Raw genomic sequence first — 22,425 nt, 5'->3', positions numbered from 1 at the left:
GCACGGTCCTGGCTGCCGAGGCCCGCGTACGAGCGCGGCGCGCGGCACGTCAGCCGGCGACCGGTACACCGGTGATCGCCGGGCGGACCTTGGTGAGCATCAGGTCGAGGAACTGGTCGGGGTGCCGGAAGGACGCGAAGTGGCTGGTGTTCCGGATGAGTGCGAAGTCCTTGACCGGGGCGGTCACGTCGTCGAACAGCCGCTTGGCCGGAGCGGGCGGGTTGAGGACGTCGCCGTCGCCCTGGAAGACGAAGAACGGGAGGTCGAACGCGGTGCCCTCGGCCCACTCGTCGATGGCGAAGGCCTCGAGGGCGAGCGGCTCGGAGAAAGTCATGGCCTTCAGGTAGGAGCGCAGGCCGCGCAGGGTGTGCAGCGGCGAGAACCACAGGGAGCGGATCACCACGGTCTTCATGGTGTCGTAGGACAGTGGGTCGGTGGTGAGGACGAGCTTGTTGAACTCCGAGAACTGCTCGACGGTCCACTGCGACCTGTCGGCGCCCATCGCGGTGACGGCGGCCAGCTCCTTCTGCTTGCCCGCCCGGTGGAGCCGGGCCACCAGGGCGTCGTGGGCGGAGCGCTCGTGCCCGCCGGCGATGACGATCTGGTCGGTGCCGACGTAGGCCGAGAACAGCTCGGGGTGGCTTCGGGCCAGGCGCAGGCCCAGGGCGGTGCCGATGGAGTTGGCGACCAGCAGGAGCTTTTCGACGCCGAGCCGGGCGCGGACGTGCTCGGTGATTTCCAGGGCGTCGCGGTGGAGCCGGTCGAGGCTCAACTCTCCCTGTCCGGCCGGGCCGCCGTGGCCGAAGGTCTTGCCGGTGCCGCGCATGTCCCAGCGCACGATGGTGAAGTGCCGCTCCCAGGCCCGGGTGCGGGGGACGAAGACCAGGTTGGACGCGCCGGGGCCGCCGTGGATCTCCAGGACCACCGGGTTGCGCAGGTCCTCGCCGCGGATGGAGACCCACTGGTCGATGCCGCCGATGCGGACGGATCCGGACTCGTCGATGCCGTTCGGGGTGCTGATGCGCAGCCGCTCGGCGTTGACGGCGCGCTTGGCCCCGCGGTAGCCGAGCAGGCCGACGGCGGGCGCGGCGAGGGCGGCGGCGGAGGCGGTGAGGATGGTGGCGAGCATGGCGGTTTCCCCCAACTGTTTATGACATCAGCAGTTGCGTTTAAGGTATATACAGTTCTTTGGCGGCGTCAACTGTCACCGCCGACCGCCGCCGAGAGGGAGGGCCGCATGGCCAAGGAGAAGGCACGTGACCTGCGCGCGGGCATCGCGTTGCTGTGGGGGGAGCAGGAACAGCCGACCCGGGGTCCCAAGCCGAGCCTGACTCCCCGGCGCATCGCCGAGGCCGCCGTGGCCATCGCCGACGCCGAGGACCTGGCGGCCGTCTCCATGAGCAAGGTCGCCGCGGAGTTCGGGGTGTCGGCGATGGCGCTGTACCGCTATGTGCCCGGCAAGGCCGAGCTGGTCGAGTTGATGGTCGAGTCCGTCCTCACCGAAGTGCCCGACCTGTCAGCGGCGGCCAGTGGCTGGCGGCCGCGGATCGTCGAGTGGGCCCGCCAGTCCGAGCGCATCCACCGCGCCCACCCCTGGCTGCTGGCGGCCACCTCGATGCGCCGCCAGGTCATGGGGCCGAACCAGCTCGGCTGGCTGGACGCGGCGCTCGCGGCCCTGGAGCCCACCGGCCTCACGGCCGGCCAGCAGCACCGGGTCTTCGTTCTCGTTGCCGGCTTCGTGCGCACCCGGGTCCAGCAGCTGCTCGACTTCGACGAGGAGCACAGCCAGGAGTGGAACCGCCTCACCGGCGAACTGCTCGACCGGCACGCCGACCGCTTCCCCGCCCTGACCCGCGCCATCGCCGCCGGCGCCTTCGCCCCCGACCCCGTCGACCCCCTGGAGTTCGGCCTGGACCGCATCCTCGACGGCGTGCAGACCCTCATCGACCTCTCCTGAGGAGGCCGCCTCCCCGGGAGCCCGCCCGGACGAGGGTGAACGAGACCGGAACTGGGGCCAGCCGACTGGTGTGACCAGAGCCGGGCGGGTCCTGCGTGGGCGTGGTGACGCGCAGCAGAGGTCCAGTCAGGCCCCTGCGGCCAGGGACAGGCCGGTGAACAGCATCGTCGTTGCGACCAGGGCGTCCAGGACGCGCCAGGAGGAGGCGCGGCGGAAGAAGCCGGTGAGCAGGCGGGCGCCGAAGCCCAGGGCGGCGAACCAGCACAGGCTGGCCAGTGCGGCGCCGAGCGCGAACTGCCAGCGCAGCGTGCCGTGGGTGGCCGCGACGGCGCCGAGCAGGAGCACCGTGTCGAGGTAGACGTGCGGGTTGAGCCAGGTCATCGCGAGACAGCTGAGTACCGCGCGCCGGCCGGAGCGGACGGCTGGTCCGCTGCCCTCCAGGCGGGAGGCTCGGAAGGCGCGCCGAGCTGCGATCACGGCGTAGCAGAGGAGGAAGGCCGCGCCGACCGCGCGCACCGCCGTCAGTGCCGCCGGCCACGCCGTGATCAGCGCGCCGAGCCCGCCCACGCCGCAGGCGATCAGTGCCGCGTCGGAGGCCGCGCAGATCGCGACCACCGGCAGGACCGCCTCTCGGCGGACGCCTTGGCGCAGGACGAAGGCGTTCTGCGCCCCGATGGCGACGATGAGCGACAGGCCGGTCCCGAATCCGGCCACTGCGGCGGTGAGCGTGCTTCCCATGAGTGCCACCGTAGGCAGCCGGCGCGACACAAGGCCAGCTAAAGATTTTTACGTATCATTAGCAGCCATGAAGGCTGAGCTGCCCCACGACCTGGTCCGGACTCTGCTCGCGGTGGTCGACGAGGGCACCTTCGACGCGGCGGCGGCGGCCTTGCACGTGACGCCCTCGGCGGTGAGCCAGCGGATCAAGGCGCTGGAGCAGCGGACCGGGCGGGTACTGCTGACGCGTTCCCGGCCGGTGAGGCCGACCGAGTCGGGCCAGGTCGTGGTGCGCTTCGCCCGTCAGCTCGCCCGCTTGGAGGACGATGCGCGTGACGCGCTGGGGATGCCCGAGGGCGGGGAGGGCGCCGGGCCGTCGGGCCCCTCCTGGCTGCCGATCGCGGTCAATGCGGACTCGCTGGCGACCTGGTTCGTGCCTGCGCTGGCCTCGCTCGCGCGGGACGCGCGGGTCCACGTCGACCTGCGGCGGGAGGACGAGGCGCACACGACCACGCTGCTGCGCGCCGGTGAGGTGATGGCGGCGGTCACCTCATCGCCCCATCCGGTGGCGGGCTGCTCGGTGCGCCGGCTGGGCGCGATGGTCTACCTCCCGGTGGCCACGCCGCAGTTCGCCGCCCGTTGGCTCGACGGCGACCCGGCCCTGCTGCTTCCGGAGGCGCCGGTGGTCTGCTTCGACCGCCGTGACGAGCTGCAGGACGCCTTCGTCGGTGAACTGGCCGGTGGTCGGGGAGCGAGCCTCCGGCGGCGGCACTACGTCCCCTCCAGTGAAGGCTTCGCCGATGCCGTGACTGCCGGTCTCGGCTGGGGCCTCGTCCCGCGTAGCCAGGCCGAGCCCCGGCTGCACAGCGACGTGCTGGTCCAGTTCCTCCCGGGCAGCACGGTCGAGGTTCCCCTCTACTGGCAGCAGTGGCGCCTCGACTCGCCCGCGCTGGCAGCTGTCGCAACGGCGGTGGCGGCGGAAGCCGAGCGGGCCCTGCGGTAGGTGCGCCAGTCGCAACCCGAACTGCAACCACGAGACGACGAAGGCCCGGACCGCTGATGCTCGGGTTCTGGCGGTCGGGGCCTTCGGCCGGCGGAGGATACGAGATTCGAACTCGTGAGGGGTTGCCCCCGACACGCTTTCCAGTTCTGCCGAACGCCGTACGCCAGGGTTGGCGCCTGTTCCGACCCGCGGTGGAGCGAAGCGCTGGGCAGCGGCTGAACCCGGCCGGACGGGGGCGAACGAGAGCAGGACCGAGACCAGGCGACCAGCTACGGCACCTCGTGGTGGCCGACGGGCCTACGTCGGCCTCGGGGGCCCGTGGAGCAGCCGTCAGCGTCAAGCCGTGGCAGGCCGTCGGAAGAACCGCGTGTAACGCTTCGGAGCGCTGGAGCCAAGTAGGGAGGTAAGGCAGTGCTCGTCGTCCCAAGGAGTCATCCGTGTCAGCGGAGCACCCGATAGCACCACCCTCGCGTGACCCGGCGGCGTTCGCCGTGTTCTACCGGCAGCAGTTCGACACGGTGCTCGGATTTGTCACCCGGCGCACCGACAGCGTTCACCTGGCAGCCGACCTGACGGCCGACATCTTCCTGACGGCGCTGGAGCAGGCCGACAGTTACGATGCCCGCCGCGGCGCGCCCGTCGCCTGGCTCTACGGCATCTCCCGCAACGTCCTGGCCGCGCACTTCCGCGGCAGTGTCCGCGAGCTCAACGCGGTGGCCAGGATCGCCGGTCAGCGGATGCTGGACGATCAGGATGTGTCCGCGATCGAGGAACGCATCGACGCGGCCCGCGAGGCCCGCGGGCTGGCTGTTCAGCACGCCGCCCTGTCCGAGCCGCTGCGCGCGGTGCTGGATCTGGTGGCCGTCGACGGCCTGGCCGTCCGTGAGGCAGCCAAGGCACTGGGCATCAGCGCGGCCACCGCCCGGGTGCGGCTGCACCGGGCCCGCAAGGCGATGCGAGACATCGTCCCGCAGACCAGCACCACCAGCACGTCCGTGAACGCTCTCCTGGAGGCCGCCTCGTGACCACGCCCCTGCACTTCCAGCAGCAGCTCGGCGCCGAACTCGCCGCCCGTGCCGCGAACCTGCCCGCCGCAGGCACCACGGTCCGGGTCCGGCCGCGCCACACCCGCAGGCTGGTGGCGACCGGCTTCGGGCTGGCCGCCGCGGCCACCGCGGTCGTCCTGATGCCGCACACCGGCGCCACCGGCGTGGCCCCCGCGCCGCAGGCCGGCTCCAACGCCTCCCCGGCGGCCGGGGGCGGCTCGGCTGCGGTGCAGCTCAGCACCGCCTCCTACACGGTGACCCCCAACAAGGACGGCACCGTCTCCTTCCAGCTGATCGGCGCTGAGTGGTCCGGGCTGCAGAGCGCCCTGCGCTCGGTGGGCGTGCCCGCGCTGGTCATGACGCCCTCGGCCTCCTGCCACACCCCGGTGGCCACCGACAGCAGCCGGCTGGAGTCGGTGATGTCGCTGGATCCCAAGAACGGCCGCATCGCGATCCTGCACCCCGCCGCCATCCCGCCCGGCGAAAGCCTGCTGCTGCTCGACGTCGCCCCCAAGGGCACGCTCCACCCGAGCACCGTGGGGAGCCTGGAGATCTCGCTGACCAAGCAGACTCCCAACTGCTTCCCCCTCTCCCAGACCAACGGGGTCGGCGAGGGCTGAACCGGCCGGTCGAGGACTCCACGGGCGTCAACGGCACGGGCAGGTGCGCACAGCGGGGCGACCTGAGGGCGCCTGACCTCGGTAGGTGCCGCCGGGCGGACCACGTATCGACATGGGTGCTCGCTACGGCCAGGAGCAACCCGACAGTGAGCCGCTGGGCGGAAGTTGACGGGCATTGACACTCGGGGCTCAGGGACCGCACGACCAGGCCCTCCGTTGGGGCGATGCCGGCCGATCCGCACTGGCAGAGCCACGGCAACTGCAGCCAACCCTGCAACCAAGGAACGACGAAGGCCCCGACCGCAGTGCGGTCGGGGCCTCACGTTTGCCCAGGCGGGCGGAGGCGGAGGATACGAGATTCGAACTCGTGAGGGGGTCTCCCCAACACGCTGTCCGCTTCTTCCGAACGGCGTCCGCTTCTTCCGAACGGCGTCCGCCGGGGTTCGCACCCGTTCTGACCTGGAGCGGAGCGAACCGCCGAGCGACGGCTGCACTTGGCTGGACAGTGGTGGACGAGACCAGGACGGAGACCAGGGCGAGGGTGTCGTGCCCGGCCGCAAGACCGGTGCGTCGAGGCTCGCCATGACGAGGGGACCGCGCGGGCGGGCTTACCGGTGGCTCACCGCCTCGACGACGGTCTCCGGGAGACCCAGCAGGCGAAGCACGGCTGGTGCGGCGGGGCCCATCCTGAGCGCCGCCTCGGCGGCCTCACGGTAGCGGGTCCGGGCTTCGGCGGTGTCGCCGCGGGCCTCGGCGAGCCGGCCGAGGCCCGCGAGTGCGCGAACCCGGGTGCCGAGGCTCTTGACCCAGTGCGGGTCGATCCGTTCCAGGGCCTCCCCGTACAGCCGTCCGGCTTCGGCCGGGTCCGCGTTGAGCAGGGCGATGTCACCGAGCCCCCGCAGGGCCGCCGCCAGACCGGTGGAGCTACCGATGCGGCGGGCGAGCGTGGCGGCCCGGTCGTAGTCGGCACGGGCCGTTGCCGCGTCCTGGCCGATGCGGTGATCGCCCCGGTTGACCAGCAGGTCGGCGCTGTCCTCCAGGGCACCGAGCTGCTCGGTGTGCGTGAGGGCCTCGTCGGTCAGCGCGACGGCCTCCGCGTGGTTGCCGCGCCCGCCCGCGATACCGGCGAGGGCGTCCAGGGCGAGGGCGGTGCCCCAGCGGTCGCCGAGCGCGCGAAACCCTTCGGCGGCCGTGCGGAACGTTCGGGCGGCCAGTGCGGTGTCCTCCTGCCCGAGGGGGCCGAATCCCGAGACGTACTGGGCGGCCGCTCGCGCCCACGGCTCGGAGCAGTCGCGCTGGGAGGAGACGAGGGCGAACGCGTCCTGCGCATCGGCTCCGCCCGCGTTCCGCATCATCCACAGGAGCAGGCTGACGGGGTGGCGGCCCGGCTGCTCGCCCGACCAGGCGGCCGCCAGTGCCTTCCCGGCGGTCGCGCGGTGCCGTTCCCACACCGGTCGCCCGGCCACGCCGGCCGCCGCCAGCAGCACGCACGCCGCGTACTCCTCGCCGAGGTCGGCCGGTGGTGCACCACCCATGGCTTCGACGGCTTCGAGGAGCGCGGCCGCCTGTGGCGCGACCGAGGCGGACACACCCCGGATCCACACGTAGGTCGAGGCCGAGGCGAGCAGCCGGAGTCCCGTCGCCACCTCCGGTTCTTCGACCGCCCGGCGCAGGGCCGCTGAGAAGTTGCTGTGCTCGACCTCGAGGAGCGGCATCCACTCCAGCTGTTCGGACCGCCGCAGATGGGGATCGGCAGTCTGCAGCAGCTCCAGGACCCACCGGGTGTGGGCGTTCTGCACCGACTCGCGCTCGCCCGCCGCGTCGAGCTGTTCGGCGGCGTAGGCGCCGATCGTCCCCAGCATCCGGTAGCGACCGTCCGCGAACTCCAGGAGCGATTTGTCGACCAGCGACTCCAGTGCTGCGACGTCGGTTCCGCATACCTGCCGCGCGGACTCGGCCGTCGCGCCACCGGCGAAGACCGTGAATCGCCGTGCGGCCTGCTGCTCGGCGTCGGAGAGCAGGGCCCAGCTCCACGCGACCACCGAGCGCAGGGTCCGGTGCCGTTCGGCGGCCGCGCGGCTGCCACGGGCCGCGACCTCGAGCACGTCGTCCAGCCGTTTCGCGAGGTCGTCGACGTCCAGGGCCCGGACCCGTGCCGCCACGAGCTCGATGGCCAGCGGCAGGTTGTCGACGGCCGCGCAGATCCGACCGACCACCCGGGGATCGGCGGTGAAGCCGCGTCGCACGGCGCCGGCTCGGTCGGTGAAGAGCCGCACGGCCGAGTCGCCGTCGAGTGGCCGCACCGGCCAGAGGTGCTCGCCGGTGATCCCGAGCGGCTCCCGGCTCGTTGCCAGGACTCGCAGCCGCGGGCAGCGGGCCAGTAGCCGCGCTGCCAGCGCTGCGACGTCGTCGATGACGTGCTCGCAGTTGTCGAGGACGAGCAGCAGCCGCTGGTCCGACAGCGCCGCGGCCAGGCGATCGACCGGCGCCGGCCCGCTGTTCCCCAGGGTGAGGCCGTTCTCACGCAGGCCGAACGCACCCAGCAGTGCCTGCGGCAGTCCGGCGCCGTCGTGCAGCGGCGCCAGTTCCACGAAGCGGACGCCGTCGGCCGCGACAGCCGCGACCTCGACGGCCAGCCGGGTCTTGCCGACACCCCCGGGACCGACCAGGGTGACCAGCCGGGCCGCTCGCAGCAGACCGGCAACCTCAGCCACTTCGTCGGCGCGGCCGACGAACGCCGTCAGCTGGGCGGGCGGCGCGGCTGGCGCGGCCGACGGGTCCGCGCCCAGCAATTCCCGGTGCAGTGCCACGAGTTCGGCGGACGGATCAGCGCCCAGCTGGTCGGCCAGGTGCCGGCGGGTCTCCTCGAACACCGCCAAGGCGGCAGCCTGCGCGCCCTCGGCGGACAGCGCCCGCATCAGGAGCCCCGCCAGTCGTTCCCGGAGCGGATGGCGGCCGACCAGCTCGCGCAGCTCGGGCACGACGGAGCGGGGGGCGCCGGTTCGGCAGTCGCCCTCGATCCGGTCTTCGAGCGCCCCGAGCCGTTGCTCCTCCAGTCGTACGGCGGCGGGCCGGGCGGTCTCGGCCTCGGTGAGGCTCGCCAGTGCCGACCCCCGCCACAGTCCCAGCGCCTCACGCAGTCGTACGACCGCCCGTTCGGCGTCGCCCGCCCGCAGGGCGGCCCGCCCTTCCCCGGCGAGCCTCTCGAACCGGCAGGCGTCCACGTCGTCCGGCGCAACCATGATCCGGTAGCCCGCTCCGGCCTGTTCGATCGCGGCTTTGGAGCCGAGTGCCTTGCGCAGCCTGGACACCTGGGACTGCAGCGCGTGCGCCGACAGCGACCCGGCCGGATCGATGGCGTCGGACAGCCGGTCCGCCGACACCACCTCGCCCGGGCACACCAGTAGTTGGGTCAGCAGCGCCCGCCGGGCTGGTCCGCCCAGCGGGACCTCGACACCGTCCTCGTGCCAGACCCGGGTCTCGCCCAGGATTCCGAACAGCATGCCGGCGATTATCCACCGGCGTCGATCATGCGTGGGCGATCGGGCCGAGAAACGTCCCGCCCGAGACGTCGATGGTCTGGCCGGTCACCCACCGGCCCTGCGGACCCGCCAAGAAGCCGATGACGTCAGCGACGTCCTCGGGCTCACCGAGCCGCCCCAGTGCGGTGATCGCTTCGAGACCGGCGACCACCTCGGGGATCGCGGTGTAGCCGGCGGTCATGTCGGTCCGCACCGCACCGGGTGCGACGGTGTTCACCGTGATGCCGCGCCGGCCGAGCTCGTTGGCCAGCGACGGGGCCATCGACTCCAACGCCGCCTTGCTGACGGTGTAGCCGATCTGGGTGGAGACGGCGAACCGGCTGGCCGTCGAGCCCACGTTGATGATCCGGCCGCCGTCATTGAGCAGCGGCAGCGCGCGCTGGACGACGAAGAACGGCGTGCTGACGTTGATGGAGAGCAGCCGATTGAACTCCTCCACGGTCACCTGCGCGATCGGATTGCCCGAGCTGATGCCCGCGTTGTTGACGAGCACGTCCAGCCCGTGTCCCGCCAGCCCTGCGACCAGGCCCTCGAACAGCCGGTCCACGGCGCCGTCCTCGCCGAACCGGGCCTGTACGGCGAATGCCCGTCCGCCCGCCTCCCCGATCTTCGCGACGGTCTCCTCGGCCGCGGCACCGTTGCCGCCGTAGTGGACGGCGACCAGCGCACCCTCGGCGGCGAGCCGCAGCGCGACCGCCCGGCCGATCCCGCGCGATCCGCCCGTCACCAGCGCCGTCTTGCCGTTCAGCGTGCCCATGCTCTGCTCCTCGCCCACTGGGCCGGCCCTCTGCGGGTCCGGCGATGGAGCAACAGTGGCGCCGCCGCCTCACCGCACGCTCACCGCGCGCTCACCGCCTGCCCGGGCCCTTGAAACGCCGAAGGCCCCGACCGCCAGCTCGGGTTCTAGCGGTCGGGGCCTTTCAGGTCGCCCTTGCGGGCGGAAGGCGGAGGATACGAGATCCGAACTCGTGAGGGGTTGCCCCCAACACGCTTTCCAACTGTTCGTCTGGGCGTCCGGGGACGGCCGTAGGCGTTCTGACCTGCGGCGGAGCGGCCCGCTCGCCATGCTCCGAACGGCGCTGAACGGGGATGAATGCAGCCAGAACCGCAATCGGGGCAAGTGCCCGTCGAGATCAGGGCCCGCTATTCCTACTTCTTTGATAATCTCGGTCCATGACTGAGATCCCTTACAGCATCGGCGAGGGGCCGGCCACGAGGGTCAGCCTCTCCCTGCCTGAAGGTACGGCCGACGCGATCCGCCAACGAGTAGGCAAGCGCGAGTTCTCGGCGTTCATTGCCGCGGCCGTCGAGCGGGAGCTGCGTGGTCAGATCCTGGATGAGTACCTGGCTGACTATGAGCGGCGGAAAGGGCCGATCTCGTCGGCTGAGCAGGATCGGGCTCGTCAGGTCTTCGACGAGGTGTTCGCCGAGGAGGGCGGATGGCCCGTCGCAAGCTGAGCCACGAGGGCACCTTGGTGCTCGACTCCGAGGGTCTCTCCAAGCTGCTCAACGACCACGAGCCCGCCGTCGCGCTGGTCGCGGAGGCCCGGAAACGAGGCATGGAGGTAGTGATCAGCGCCATGACCATCATCGAAGCCGTGCACAGCCGCACCGACCAGGCCCGTCTCCGATGGATTCTGTCCGGGTTGCGGATCGTGCAGGTGGGTGATGAGGAGGCCCGAGCGGCGTCTGCGATGCTGATCGCAGCAGGTCTCCACGGCCACAAGTACGCGATCGACGCGGCAGTGGCTGAGGTGGCTCTGCGGCAGCAGCGGCCGGTCGTCCTGCTGACCTCGGACATCGACGACATGGCCAAACTCTGCGGTGATCGCGCGCGGCTCGTGGCTGTCTGACTACATCGACCTTGGGCCCTCTGGCCGACTTCGTGAGTGCGGGCTGGGGGTGCTGGTCGAGCTGTCGGTGAATCACGACGGGTAGGTCTTCGAACTTCGGTTCGGGCAAATGAGACATCCGTGGTACAGACTTCGGCTGTGCAAGGCCGGAGGATGTTGACGTGGAAGCAGTGTCAGTCCCTGCTGAGGCCAGCCAGGTGGAGACTTATTGCTAACTGGAGTGCCATGGCTCTCTGGGCCATTGCATTCCTGGGTCTCCTGCTGGGGCGAGTGCGCGCGCTTTTGGAGAGGGCCGCTGATGTGGTGCGCGCCTGGCGTGAGCTTCGCCGGGCTCTGCGATCACGGACGCGAAGTATGGTCTCACCAGCGCATCCCCAACTGGGCCGAGCCCTGTGGCTGCTGGCTCATGTGAGCCTGAGGCGGCAGGCCATCTGCCGGCGGAGGATACGAGATTCGAACTCGTGAGGGGTTGCCCACAACACGCTTTCCAACTGTTCGTCCGACTGTCCGGGGATGTCCGTAGGGGTCCTGACCAGCGGCGGAGCGGCACATCGGCCAGGCTCTGAACGGCACTGGACGGGGTGAATGCAACCAAAACTGCAACCAGAGCGTGCCGAGTTCTGCCCGTTCAGGAGCCGCCCATGACGCCGCCGGGCCTCCAGGCAGCTGGAGGCACTGATGACCGGCAGCGAGTTGGAGGCGCCGACGCAGTGCGAGTGACGCTGCACGACGTCGGCAAGAAGATCGGTGGCCTGCTCTGGGGACAGCGGCCTGTTGACGATCCGGAGGATCCTGGCGAGTTGCCAGCGGCCCGCGTCAGTCAGCACTGAACTGGCTCGGCAGGGGGAGAGTATCGGGTCGCAGCTTCTCTTGCGGCCAGGGCCGCGCTTCCCCGCTCTTCCCGAACATGCCTGCCGGGGCCTGCCCGGCTACGGCAACCGGCCGTCGGCTGACGCCGGGTGGGCGTCTCGGCGACGGGGCACGATGACGCCCAATGGGTGATGCTTGCGAAGTCCTGGGGGTCCCGTCATGCTCGGGGCCCCGGTACCACCGGGAGGCCGAGTGGTGTGTCAGGTGATGTCGGCGTGGTCGATGAGCTTCAGGCTGCGCTGCCAGAGTTCGTCTCGGGCGTGGGTGTCGTACGCCTGGGCGTGGGCCTGGGCCTCGCGGCTTCGGTCGAAGAACCGGCCGGTGGTGGTGGCGAGGGCGGGATCGGTGACAAGCCGGTAAGTGGCGGCGACGCCTTCCTCGATGCTGTCGATCTGGTAGCCGACCTCCTGCAGGACCATCTTGGTCGGCATGTAGGTCGCGGGGTGGAGGCTGTTGACCGTGATCTCAGTGGCGGGGACGCGGCCGGCCAGTTCGAAGCCAGAGGCGATCTGGGCGAGTTTGCTCTGGCAGTAGGCGCGCGTGCCGCTGTAGTCGCGTTCGAGCATGAGGTCGTCGAAGTCGATGGGCTCCTGCCCGATGGAGGCGACGTTGACGATGCGGGCCGGGGCGGATGCGCGCAGCAACGGCAAGAGTTCGAGGGTGAGCAGGAATCCGGCGAGGTAGTTGACGGCGAACCTGAGTTCGTGGCCGTCGGCGCTGGTGCGTCGGGTACGGCCGTCAGGTTCGCCGCCGCCGATGCCAGCGTTGCTGACCAGCACGTCCAGATGGTCGGTGGCGGCGTGGACATCGGCTGCCAGGGCGCGGACCTGCGCGAGCTCGGCCAGATCGGCCAGGAGAGTGCGTGGCCGGTCCACGCCGTGGATGTCACGGATCTCGGCAGCGGTCCGGTCGAGTTTCGCCTGATCGCGGCCGTGCAGGATCAATGTGGCGCCGTCGGCGGCGAGCCGGTGCGCGAGGGCGCGGCCGAGGCCGTCGGTGGCACCGGTGATGAAGATTATTGGTGGGCGGGTCACGTGGGCTCCTTGTGGTCTGGCACGGGTAGGGCTGAGTCGGGCCGCAGTTTGGCGAGCGTGGTGACAAGCTCCTCGACGAGTTGGTCGTCGAGGGGTTTGAGGCGGCGAGCAGGCGGCACCAGACGGTGACGAACACGATGTCGGTGATGGTGGCGGGTGCGGGCCCCGCGGAAGGTCTCCGCCTGATCGCCCGTCCGGGCGACGGCCGGGGACTGCGTGACGGTCGCGCGACCGCGCCCTGGGCGGCCCCCGATGGCACTGGACGACACCTGGCCATGGGCCTGGAGCCGAGCCTGGCTGTCCAGTGCGGTCGAGAGGCCGTTTGCAGGCTCGCTCAGCCCAGGGACACGAGGCGTGCCCCGCCGTCAGCGCAGTGACCGATCAGTGCCGGGTCGGTGGCGGCGACGGCGTCCAGGCGCTCCTTGCCGCGGCCGACGATATGGACGGTCGCGCCGAGGGCGTGCAGCCGGCGCGCGGTGGCCAGTCCGATGCCGGACGTTCCGCCGACGACCAGCGCAGTCTTCTCACTCAATTTCGGGCTCCTCATTCGTGTGGATGGAGACGCCGAGGGGATGTCTCGAGACTCGGAACTGGCGCTGCGTCAGGCGATGTTGGAGACGGGGAGCAGGCCGCGCTCCCCGAACACCTTCTTCGCCACCAGCGTCGCGTTGATCGCGCGCGGCATTCCGCAGTACACCGCCGAGTGCAACAGCGCCTCCGAGATCTCCACCGGCGTCAGGCCCACGTTCAACGCGGCGTTGATGTGCACCTCCAGCTCGATCTCGCATCCGCCCAGCGCCGTCAGCACGCCCAGGGTCACCAGCTGACGCTCGCGCGCCACGAGTTCGGGGCGCGCGTACATGTCGCCGAACGCCCAGGCCACCACCTGGTGCCCCAGTTCCGGCGAGACGTCTGCCAGCGTGTCGACGATCCGCTGACCGGCCTCGCGGTCGATCCGACGCAGGACCTCCATGCCGTCGGTGTAGCGGTCGGCGCGGTGGTGGGTGGTCGCGTGCGCGGTGATCATCTCGGGCTCCCCCGGGTGGTTGGGTTCGGCTGATGCACCAAGGTTCTCCCGGCGGGCGCACAGTGGTGCCCGATAGGCTTTGAAAGGTATCGGTCTCATGCCTGGGAGGCATTGATGGTGGATCTCCGGCTTCTCGGCTACGTCGTCGCCGTCGCCGAGGAGGGCAGCGTCAGCGGTGCCGCGCGCCGCCTCGGCCTCACCCAGCCCACCCTCAGCCGCCAGCTGGGGGGCCTCGAACGGCGGCTGGGCGTCGAGCTGTTCGAGCGCGATGGCCGCCGCCTCGCGCCCACGGCCGCAGGAGCCGCGCTCGTGCGCCGGTCGACCGCCCTGCTGGCGGAGGCCGAGGCCGCCGTCGAGGACGTCCGGCTAGCGGCCGATGGCCGCAGTGGACACCTCACCGTGGCCTTCGCCGGTTCGGGCATCAACGGCCCCCTGGGCGCGGCGCTGGGCCGCCTACGCCGCGAACTGCCCCGGGTGGCCCTGCGCCTGGAGGAGAGCTTCAGCGACACCGAGATGTCCGAGGGAGTCCTGGACGGCCGCTTCGACATCGCGGTCCAGCGACTGCCCCTGCGCGACGCTCGCCTGACGGCCGAGGAATGGTGGCACGAACCCCTTGCGTTCTTCCTGCCCGACGGCCATCCACTCGCGCACGGCCTTGGCCCGGCTCCCCTGGAGGACCTGGGGCGCATTCCGCTCGTGCTGTGGCCCCGGGAGGTCTCACCGCAGTCCTACGACGAGATCCGCGCGCTGTGCGCGCAGGCGGGCGTCGTGCCCCGGGCCGGTGCGGAGGGACGCAGCGTCCAGACGGTCCTGGCCCTGGTCGCCGCCGGATTCGGTGGCGCGGTCATGTCACAGTCGCACCGAGCCCTGCGCCGCGTCGGTGTCGTCCCACGCGACCTGGCCGGGACCCGTACCACCCTCCACCTCGTCCGGCGCGCCGCCGACCACAACCCGCTCGTCGAGCGCTTCCGCGACGTGCTGGCCGACGTCGCCGCCGGGCGCGGGGCGTGACCGCGGCTACGGCGAGGAGAGCGCCGCGGCATCCGGAGCCGCGGCGGCTTGCGCCTGCGCGCCCGGGGACGGGCTGCCTGACGTCGGGGTCTGCGTGCGCCGAAATCCGCCGGGGCAGCCCGTCCGACGCCTGCGTCCTGTACGTCGCCCTCATCCAGGTCGGCAGGATCTCGCCGTCCACACGACAGCGCCCCGTCAAAACTTAGGAGTGCGCCTTATCGGCGGCGACCGTGCCGGGCCGGGCGGACCGGTGCACGGCTCCTCAATCCCTGGGACTTCCAGCCGTAGCTGGTCGGACCGCGAAAACGACGAAGGCCCGGGCCGCGTGATGCGGTCCGGGCCTTCTGCCGGCGGAGGATACGAGATTCGAACTCGTGAGGGGTTGCCCCCAACACGCTTTCCAAGCGTGCGCCCTAGGCCTCTAGGCGAATCCTCCGTGGGAGAGCTTAGTACATGTTGAGGGGTGCTCGCGACCCGCTGTCTCGCAGGTGGTCGCGGGTGGCTGCCTGCGGATCGGAGATGGGGGTGGAGTGCGGGATACGGGGCCGGGATCCGCTACTCTTGGGGCAGCCCCTCGTGTGGCGTTATCTCTCTGAACCCCCCCAGGGCCGGAAGGCAGCAAGGGTAGGAGGGCTCTGGCGGGTGCACGGGGGGTCCTTGCGTTTCCAGGGGGTCCGGGAGCCAGGGGAACCGGGGAGAAGTGCGGGACCGGGTTCGGTGGGGCGACGCGTTTGTCCTCGCGTCCCGATATCGTCGGTGGCGTGTCCCTAGCCCTGTACCGCCGCTACCGCCCCGAGACCTTCGCGGAGGTCATCGGGCAGGAGCACGTGACCGCTCCGCTCCAGCAGGCCCTGCGCAACAACAGGGTCAACCACGCGTACCTCTTCAGTGGCCCGCGCGGCTGCGGCAAGACGACGAGTGCCCGAATCCTGGCCCGCTGCCTCAACTGTGAGCAGGGCCCGACGCCGACGCCGTGCGGTGAGTGCCAGTCCTGCCGGGACCTGGCGACGGGTGGGCCCGGTTCGATCGACGTGATCGAGATCGACGCCGCCTCGCACGGTGGTGTGGACGACGCGCGCGAGCTGCGCGAGCGGGCGTTCTTCGCACCGGTGCACAGCCGGTACAAGATCTTCATCCTGGACGAGGCGCACATGGTGACCTCGGCCGGCTTCAACGCGCTGCTGAAGGTGGTGGAGGAGCCGCCGGAGCACCTCAAGTTCATCTTCGCGACCACCGAGCCGGAGAAGGTGATCGGGACGATCCGGTCCCGTACGCACCACTACCCGTTCCGGCTGGTGCCGCCCGGCACGCTGCGGGACTACCTGGCGGAGGTCTGCGGCCGGGAGGGCATCCAGGTCGAGGACTCCGTCTTCCCGCTGGTGGTGCGGGCCGGCGCCGGGTCGGTGCGTGACTCGATGTCGGTCATGGACCAGCTGCTCGCGGGTGCGGGCGAGGCCGGTGTGACGTACCAGATGGCGACTGCGCTGCTCGGGTACACGGACTCGGCGCTGCTGGACGAGGTGGTCGACGCCTTCGCCGCGCACGACGGGGCCACGGTCTTCCAGGTCATCGACCGGGTGGTCGAGGGCGGGCACGACCCGCGGCGTTTCGTGACGGACCTGCTGGAGCGGCTGCGCGATCTGGTGATCCTCGCCACAGTGCCGGACGCCGGGGAGAAGGGGCTGATCGACGCTCCGGCCGACCGGGTCGCGGTGATGCAGGCGCAGGCCGACCGGTTCGGGGCGGCCGAGCTGAGCCGGGCCGCCGACATCGTCAACACCGGATTGACCGAGATGCGGGGGAACGCGGCGCCCCGGCTGCAGCTGGAGCTGATCTGCGCCCGGGTGATGCTGCCCGGTGCGTACGACGACGAGCTGTCGCTGCAGGCGCGGCTGGACAAGCTGGAGCGGCGGGCCGCAGCCGGAGCACTGGCCGCACCGATCGCCCCGGCGGCGTCGATGGCGGCCGTGGCCCCGCCCGGCGGCTTCGCCGCAGCTCCGGCCGCCGCGGTCCCTCCGGGTGCACCGGGTGCGCCGGCGGTGCCGGTGGCGGCACCCGCACCGCAGCAGCCCGCAGCCGCAGCCGCCCCGGCGCCCGCTCCTGTGCAGGCGCCCGCGCCCGCGCAGGCGGGTCCCGCGCCCGGCGCGTGGCCGATCGCGCGCAGCTTCTCCCCCGGCGGGGGAGCGCCCGAGCCTGCTCCCGCGCCCCCGGTGTCCACGCCCACGCCTGCGCCCGCACCGGCGTACGCCCAGGCCCAGCCCGCCCCGGTCGCGCCCGCGCCCGCAGCGCAGCCGTCCGGGGCCCAGCCGTCCGCCGCCGCGCAGCAGGGTGCCGGGCAGGTCCGCCAGCTCTGGCCGCAGATCCTGGACGCGGTGAAGAACCGCCGCCGGTTCACCTGGATCCTGCTGAGCCAGAACGGCCAGGTCGCGGGTTTCGACGGCAGCGTGCTCCAGGTCTCGTTCATCAACGCCGGCGCCCGGGACAGTTTCGTCAGCAGCAACAGCGACGACGTGCTGCGCCAGGCCCTGGCCGACTCCCTCGGCGTGGACTGGCGGATCGAGTGCATCGTCGATCCGTCCGGTGGCAGCAGCGGAGGCGGCGGCGGAGCCGGGTACGCGCCGCCGGCTCCGCAGGCGGGCGGCGGTGGCTGGGGCGGCGGTGCGCCGCAGGCTTCCAGGCCGGCCGCACCGATGGCGCCGCAGGCCTCGGCCCCGGCCCAGGCACCCGTCCAGCCCGCGCCGGGCCCGGTGCCGCCGCCGGCCGCCGCGTTCGCCGCGCAGCCGGTGCAGCAGCAGCCGTCCGTGGCGCCGCCGCAGGCACCACCCGCCCCGATGGTCGCCCCCGAGGACGACATCCCCGAGGACGACGACCCGGAACTCAAGGAGGACGCGTACTCCGGCCAGGAGCTGATCATCCGCGAGCTCGGGGCGACGGTCCTGGAGGAGATCCACCACAACAAGTGACCGGAGACCCCTACGCGTCGGATGGCGGCGCGTAGGCTCGGACCGACGTTTCCGTGCACAGGCAGGAGTGAGCCGTGTTCCCTGGTGGTGGCCAGCCCAATATGCAGCAGCTGCTCAAGCAGGCGCAGAAGATGCAGGAGGAGCTCGGCAAGGCGCAGCGGGAGCTGGCCGAGACGAAGGTGAGCGGTACGGCGGGCGGCGGCCTGGTCGAGGCGACGGTGACGGGTGCCGGTGAGCTGGTGGCGCTGACCATCGCGCCCGCCGCGGTCGACCCCGAGGACACCGAGACGCTGGCCGACCTCGTGCTGGCGGCCGTCCGGGACGCCAACGCGGCGGCCCAGAAGCTCCAGGCGGACCGGATGGGTCCACTGACCCAGGGCCTCGGCGGCGGTGGCATCCCCGGCCTGCCGTTCTAGGCGGCCGCGGGCCCTCGTCGGCCCGGGTGCTCGTGGCCGACTGGTAGCAGAACCGCAGCCACGCTGTGTGATTTATGGGTAAGTCGGGCGTCGGACGGTGTGTCCGGCGCCCGATCCGTTGGATGATGGCACCGCAAGAGCAGGCACGAGAGCACGACGGAAGGCGCGAAGTTGTACGAGGGCGTGGTTCAGGACCTGATCGACGAACTGGGCAGGCTGCCCGGCGTCGGGCCCAAGAGCGCGCAGCGGATCGCCTTCCACGTCCTGCAGGCCGACCCGACGGACGTCCGCCGCCTGGCGCACGCGCTGCTGGAGGTCAAGGAGAAGGTCCGGTTCTGCGCGGTCTGCGGCAACGTCGCGGAGTCCGAGCAGTGCCGGGTCTGCCTGGACCCGCGGCGCGACCTGGCGGTGATCTGCGTGGTCGAGGAGCCCAAGGACGTCGTCGCCATCGAGCGCACCCGGGAGTTCCGCGGCCGCTACCACGTGCTGGGCGGAGCGATCAGCCCGATCGAAGGCGTCGGCCCGGACGACCTGCGGATCCGCGAGCTGCTCGGGCGGCTCGCCGACGGCACGGTCACCGAGCTGATCCTGGCGACCGACCCCAATCTGGAGGGGGAGGCAACCGCCACCTACCTGGCCCGGCTCTGCAAGCCGATGGGTCTGAAGGTGACCCGACTGGCGAGCGGCCTGCCCGTCGGCGGGGATTTGGAGTACGCCGACGAGGTCACCCTCGGCCGGGCCTTCGAAGGGAGACGACTGCTCGATGTCTGACCACACCCGCGCAGATGCGCACTCGCACACCCAGGCCGAGGCGCCGGACGACTTCGCGGTGCAGATCGCGGACTCGGTCGAGAGCTTCGTACTCGCCGTGACGGAGGTCGCCAAGGGGGACGAGCCCGGCAGCGCGATCTCGCTGCTCCTGCTGGAGGTCTCCCAGCTGCTGCTGGCGGGTGGCCGGCTCGGTGCGATCGAGGACGTCCTCCCGGAGGACCGGTTCGAGCCGGACGCCGGGCCCGAGCCGGACGGCGTCGAGCTGCGCGAGCGACTGGCCGAGCTGCTGGCACCGATCGACGTCTACCACGAGGTCTTCGACCCGTACGGTCCGCCCACGCGTCCGAACGCCTTCCGGATCTCGGACGACCTGGCCGGGGTGGTGAGCGAGCTGGAGCACGGGCTGACCCACTACCGCGAGGGCCGGGTCAGCGAGGCGCTGTGGTGGTGGCAGTTCTCGTACCTGTCCAACTGGGGTTCGACCTGCTCGGCGGTGCTGCGGGCGCTGCAGTCGCTGGTCGCGCACGTCCGGCTGGACAGCCCGATCGGCGCGGCGGTGGACGGTGCCGACACCGACGACGACGGGCTGACGGACGAGCAGCTGGAGCAGCAGGCCGGCGATCTGATGGCCGCCGAGCTGGGCCTCTGAGCCGGCTGCCGGGACCGGTCCCCGGGGCCGCCCCGGCACTGGTCCCCGGGCCGGGGTCCGGGAACGGTCGCCGAGTTCCCGAGGGGCGCGGCGGACCCGGACGACGGGCTCCGGAGCGACTGTGACGAAGAATTCACTCGTCGTCCGGCCGGGGAAATTCGGGGCCGATCGGCCGTGGATCCGGCAATTCTTGTCGGCCGCCGGGAGCGGGCCCGAAGACCTGTCGAAAGCCCCTGACCATCAGTCGATACCGGTGTCTCATCATATGGAATGCGGCTGAGGTGCCGAAACCGCTGGATAGACTGGCTCGGACCGCAGAAGGGGCCACCCAGTCCCCCTGAACGACACAAGTCGAGGAGCGCACGTGGGCCTTGTCGTGCAGAAGTACGGCGGCTCATCCGTTGCGGATGCCGAGGGCATCAAGCGCGTAGCCCGCCGAATCGTTGACGCCAGGAAGGCCGGCCATGAGGTCGTCGTCGTGGTGTCCGCGATGGGCGACACGACGGACGAGCTCATCGAACTCGCGGAACAGGTAACCCCGATTCCGTCCGGCCGCGAGTTCGACATGCTGCTGACCGCTGGAGAGCGGATCTCCATGGCACTGCTGGCCATGGCGATCAAGACGCTGGGCTTCGACGCCCAGTCCTTCACGGGCAGCCAGGCCGGTGTCATCACGGACTCCACGCACAACAAGGCGCGCATCATCGATGTCACGCCGGGCCGGATCCGTGCCGCCCTGGACGAGGGCAACGTCGCGATCGTGGCGGGCTTCCAGGGTGTCTCCCAGGTCAGCAAGGACATCACCACCCTCGGCCGGGGTGGCTCGGACACCACGGCGGTCGCCCTCGCGGCGGCCCTGAACGCCGAGGTCTGCGAGATCTACACCGATGTGGACGGCGTGTTCACCGCCGATCCGCGGGTGGTGAAGAAGGCCCGCAAGATCGACTGGATCGGGTTCGAGGACATGCTGGAGCTGGCCTCGTCCGGCTCCAAGGTGCTGCTCGACCGGTGTGTCGAGTACGCCCGGCGCTATAACATCCCGATTCACGTACGCTCGTCCTTCTCCGGACTTCCGGGGACGATTGTGAGCGGAAGCAACCCGACCAAGCCCGAAGGGGGCGAAATGGAGCAGGCGATCATCTCCGGAGTCGCCCATGACACGTCCGAGGCCAAGGTCACGGTCGTGGGTGTGCCGGACAAGCCGGGCGAGGCGGCCCGCATCTTCCGCGCCATCGCGGATGCCGAGGTCAACATCGACATGGTGGTGCAGAACGTCTCCGCCGCGTCCACCGGCCTCACCGACATCTCCTTCACCTGCCCGAAGTCCGAGGGCCAGAAGGCGATCGACGCGCTCAACCGGGTCCGCGAGGGCATCGGCTTCGAGTCGCTCCGCTACGACGACGCGATCGGCAAGATCTCGCTGGTCGGCGCGGGCATGCGCTCCAACCCCGGTGTCACCGCGACCTTCTTCGAGGCGCTCTCCGAGGCCGGGGTCAACATCGAGCTGATCTCCACCTCCGAGATCCGCATCTCGGTGGTCACCCGCGCCGACGACGTGAACGAGGCCGTCCGGGCCGTGCACAGCGCCTTCGGTCTGGACAGCAGCACCGACGAGGCCGTGGTCTACGGCGGGACCGGTCGATGAGTCGTAAGCCCAACCTCGCGGTCGTCGGCGCCACCGGCGCCGTCGGGACCGTGATGTTGGGCCTCCTCTCCGCGCGGGAGGACGTCTGGGGCGAGATACGGCTGATCGCTTCGCCGCGATCGGCCGGCCGCCGACTGACCGTGCGCGGTGAGGAGGTCGAGGTCGTCACCCTCTGCGAGGAGGCGTTCGACGGCATCGACGTGGCGATGTTCGACGTCCCCGACGCGGTCTCCGCCCAGTGGGCGCCGATCGCGGCGGCCAAGGGCGTCGTCGTGGTGGACAACTCCGGTGCGTTCCGGATGGACGAGGACGTCCCGCTGGTCGTCCCCGAGGTGAACGCGGTGGCGGCCAGGCTCCGCCCGCGCGGCATCATCGCCAACCCGAACTGCACCACGCTCACCATGATGTGCGGCCTCGCCGCACTGCACGCCGAGTACGGGCTCGCGGAGCTGGTGGTGGCCTCGTACCAGGCCGCCTCCGGTGCCGGACAGCCCGGCGTGGACGCGTTGCGCGACCAGCTCAAGCAGGTCGCGGGCACCGGCGTCGGCGAGCAGACCGGTGACCTGCGCGCCGTGATCACCGACAACGGCCCGTTCCCGGCGCCGCTGGTGCTGAACGCGGTGCCGTGGGCGGGCTCGCCGATGGAGGGCGGCTGGTCCTCCGAGGAGCTCAAGGTCCGCAACGAGTCCCGCAAGATCCTCGGCCTGCCGGACCTCAAGGTCTCCGCGACCTGCGTCCGGATCCCGGTGGTCACCACGCACTCGCTGGCCGTGCACGCGGTCTTCGAGCGGGAGGTCAGCCAGGAGCACGCGCAGGACATCCTGCGGGAGGCGCCGGGCGTGGTCCTGTACGACAACCCGGCGGCCGGTGAGTTCCCGACCCCCAACGACGTGGTGGGCACGGACCCCACCTGGGTCGGGCGGGTCCGGCGATCGCTGGACGACCCCAACGCGCTGGACCTCTTCCTCTGCGGGGACAACCTGCGCAAGGGGGCCGCGCTGAACACCGCTCAGATCGCGGAGCTGGTCGCGGCCGAGTTCGGCGCCTGAGGGACCTGCTCGGGGCTCCGGGGTTCCGGGGTTCGGGGCCCGCCGTCGGCCCCGTCGTCGGCACTGCCGCTGCTTCGATCGCTGTGACCGCTGTCCGGAAACGGACGGTCCGGATCCCCCTCCAGGGCGCTGGAGGGGGATTCTGCGTGTGCGGGAGAATATGCCTTCGGCCGGGCAACCATGACAGGGGAGCGAGTGTCCAACAGGCGTGGCGAACGTAATGGGGGCGGTCTCCGTGGTGCCCATGGCACC

Annotated in this window: 20 protein-coding genes, 1 tRNA gene and 1 other RNA gene; 14 read left to right on the top strand and 8 right to left on the bottom strand. The window is 71.3% G+C overall.

From position 1 onward, the window contains the following. Positions 1-49 precede the first annotated feature (49 nt). Complete coding sequence (locus ACFC1R_RS18845) at positions 50-1,129, bottom strand: alpha/beta fold hydrolase (protein WP_375939893.1); 1,080 nt, start codon at positions 1,127-1,129, stop codon at positions 50-52. 108 nt (positions 1,130-1,237) lie between these two features. Between ACFC1R_RS18845 and ACFC1R_RS18840 the strand changes: the two genes are divergently transcribed. Beyond that, complete coding sequence (locus tag ACFC1R_RS18840) at positions 1,238-1,957, top strand: TetR/AcrR family transcriptional regulator (RefSeq protein WP_375939891.1); 720 nt, start codon at positions 1,238-1,240, stop codon at positions 1,955-1,957. A 126-nt stretch (positions 1,958-2,083) separates the two neighbouring features. On the opposite strand, the gene ACFC1R_RS18835 is transcribed toward ACFC1R_RS18840, so the two are convergent. Continuing rightward, positions 2,084-2,695 (bottom strand): LysE/ArgO family amino acid transporter, encoded by a 612-nt coding sequence (locus tag ACFC1R_RS18835; RefSeq protein ID WP_375939889.1) that lies wholly within the window; start codon positions 2,693-2,695, stop codon positions 2,084-2,086. A 67-nt stretch (positions 2,696-2,762) separates the two neighbouring features. On the opposite strand from ACFC1R_RS18835, the gene ACFC1R_RS18830 reads away from it, so the two are divergent. The 3 genes from ACFC1R_RS18830 to ACFC1R_RS18820 all read left to right on the top strand — a co-directional run bounded on the left by ACFC1R_RS18830 (position 2,763) and on the right by ACFC1R_RS18820 (position 5,343). Continuing rightward, entirely contained in the window at positions 2,763-3,677 is a 915-nt protein-coding gene (locus ACFC1R_RS18830; protein ID WP_375939887.1) for a LysR family transcriptional regulator ArgP, read from the top strand. 437 nt (positions 3,678-4,114) lie between these two features. Further along, positions 4,115-4,702, top strand: a complete 588-nt coding sequence (locus ACFC1R_RS18825) for an RNA polymerase sigma factor (protein WP_375939885.1) — start codon at positions 4,115-4,117, stop codon at positions 4,700-4,702. Next, positions 4,699-5,343 carry a hypothetical protein gene (locus tag ACFC1R_RS18820; RefSeq protein ID WP_375939883.1) on the top strand — a complete coding sequence of 215 codons (645 nt, stop codon included), beginning with the start codon at positions 4,699-4,701 and terminating at the stop codon, positions 5,341-5,343. The genes ACFC1R_RS18825 and ACFC1R_RS18820 overlap by 4 nt, the downstream gene beginning before the upstream one ends. A gap of 608 nt (positions 5,344-5,951) precedes the next feature. On the opposite strand, the gene ACFC1R_RS18815 is transcribed toward ACFC1R_RS18820, so the two are convergent. Continuing rightward, positions 5,952-8,846: a BTAD domain-containing putative transcriptional regulator gene (locus ACFC1R_RS18815; protein ID WP_375939881.1), complete on the bottom strand. Its 2,895-nt coding sequence runs from the start codon at positions 8,844-8,846 to the stop codon at positions 5,952-5,954. Positions 8,847-8,871: 25 nt separating this feature from the next. Continuing rightward, a complete protein-coding gene (locus ACFC1R_RS18810) occupies positions 8,872-9,642 on the bottom strand; it encodes an SDR family oxidoreductase (protein ID WP_375939879.1) in 771 nt (256 codons plus the stop codon). A 416-nt stretch (positions 9,643-10,058) separates the two neighbouring features. On the opposite strand from ACFC1R_RS18810, the gene ACFC1R_RS18805 reads away from it, so the two are divergent. Further along, on the top strand, positions 10,059-10,343 hold the full coding sequence (locus tag ACFC1R_RS18805) for a hypothetical protein (protein ID WP_375939877.1): 285 nt from the start codon (positions 10,059-10,061) through the stop codon (positions 10,341-10,343). Continuing rightward, a complete protein-coding gene (locus tag ACFC1R_RS18800) occupies positions 10,325-10,738 on the top strand; it encodes a DNA-binding protein (protein ID WP_375939875.1) in 414 nt (137 codons plus the stop codon). Before ACFC1R_RS18805 ends, ACFC1R_RS18800 begins: the two co-directional genes overlap by 19 nt. Before the next feature lie 1,070 nt (positions 10,739-11,808). Here the strand turns inward: ACFC1R_RS18800 and ACFC1R_RS18795 are convergent. From ACFC1R_RS18795 to ACFC1R_RS18785, 3 genes are all read right to left on the bottom strand, one after another. Further along, positions 11,809-12,642 carry an SDR family NAD(P)-dependent oxidoreductase gene (locus ACFC1R_RS18795; RefSeq protein ID WP_375939873.1) on the bottom strand — a complete coding sequence of 278 codons (834 nt, stop codon included), beginning with the start codon at positions 12,640-12,642 and terminating at the stop codon, positions 11,809-11,811. A gap of 334 nt (positions 12,643-12,976) precedes the next feature. Continuing rightward, on the bottom strand, positions 12,977-13,174 hold the full coding sequence (locus ACFC1R_RS18790; protein WP_375939871.1) for an SDR family NAD(P)-dependent oxidoreductase: 198 nt from the start codon (positions 13,172-13,174) through the stop codon (positions 12,977-12,979). A 69-nt stretch (positions 13,175-13,243) separates the two neighbouring features. Then, a complete protein-coding gene (locus tag ACFC1R_RS18785) occupies positions 13,244-13,669 on the bottom strand; it encodes a carboxymuconolactone decarboxylase family protein (RefSeq protein WP_375939869.1) in 426 nt (141 codons plus the stop codon). A gap of 114 nt (positions 13,670-13,783) precedes the next feature. Between ACFC1R_RS18785 and ACFC1R_RS18780 the strand changes: the two genes are divergently transcribed. Beyond that, the gene (locus ACFC1R_RS18780) at positions 13,784-14,680 is read left to right on the top strand and encodes a LysR family transcriptional regulator (RefSeq protein ID WP_375939867.1); all 897 of its coding nucleotides are present in this window, start codon (positions 13,784-13,786) and stop codon (positions 14,678-14,680) included. Between the two features lie 351 nt (positions 14,681-15,031). On the opposite strand, the gene ACFC1R_RS18775 is transcribed toward ACFC1R_RS18780, so the two are convergent. Next, a tRNA-Ser gene (locus ACFC1R_RS18775) sits at positions 15,032-15,116 on the bottom strand. Positions 15,117-15,248: 132 nt separating this feature from the next. Here ACFC1R_RS18775 and ffs point away from each other — a divergent pair. From ffs to ACFC1R_RS18740, 7 genes are all read left to right on the top strand, one after another. Further along, an RNA gene (gene ffs / locus ACFC1R_RS18770) (signal recognition particle sRNA small type) lies at positions 15,249-15,339 on the top strand. Between the two features lie 102 nt (positions 15,340-15,441). Beyond that, positions 15,442-17,643 carry a DNA polymerase III subunit gamma and tau gene (locus ACFC1R_RS18765; protein ID WP_375939865.1) on the top strand — a complete coding sequence of 734 codons (2,202 nt, stop codon included), beginning with the start codon at positions 15,442-15,444 and terminating at the stop codon, positions 17,641-17,643. A 74-nt stretch (positions 17,644-17,717) separates the two neighbouring features. Next, positions 17,718-18,059: a YbaB/EbfC family nucleoid-associated protein gene (locus ACFC1R_RS18760; protein WP_375939863.1), complete on the top strand. Its 342-nt coding sequence runs from the start codon at positions 17,718-17,720 to the stop codon at positions 18,057-18,059. 171 nt (positions 18,060-18,230) lie between these two features. After that, on the top strand, positions 18,231-18,830 hold the full coding sequence (gene recR / locus ACFC1R_RS18755) for a recombination mediator RecR (RefSeq protein ID WP_045303709.1): 600 nt from the start codon (positions 18,231-18,233) through the stop codon (positions 18,828-18,830). Then, the gene (locus tag ACFC1R_RS18750; protein ID WP_045303708.1) at positions 18,823-19,479 is read left to right on the top strand and encodes a DUF5063 domain-containing protein; all 657 of its coding nucleotides are present in this window, start codon (positions 18,823-18,825) and stop codon (positions 19,477-19,479) included. The genes recR and ACFC1R_RS18750 overlap by 8 nt, the downstream gene beginning before the upstream one ends. 364 nt (positions 19,480-19,843) lie before the next feature. Beyond that, positions 19,844-21,124 (top strand): aspartate kinase, encoded by a 1,281-nt coding sequence (locus tag ACFC1R_RS18745; protein WP_045303707.1) that lies wholly within the window; start codon positions 19,844-19,846, stop codon positions 21,122-21,124. Further along, positions 21,121-22,173: an aspartate-semialdehyde dehydrogenase gene (locus ACFC1R_RS18740; protein ID WP_375939860.1), complete on the top strand. Its 1,053-nt coding sequence runs from the start codon at positions 21,121-21,123 to the stop codon at positions 22,171-22,173. Before ACFC1R_RS18745 ends, ACFC1R_RS18740 begins: the two co-directional genes overlap by 4 nt. Positions 22,174-22,425 lie beyond the last annotated feature (252 nt).

Source organism: Kitasatospora sp. NPDC056138 (genome assembly GCF_042264695.1).
GTDB lineage: Bacteria > Actinomycetota > Actinomycetes > Streptomycetales > Streptomycetaceae > Kitasatospora.
The sequence above is the reverse complement of the archived record's forward strand: the minus strand, read 5'-3'. Positions and strand labels throughout refer to the sequence as shown.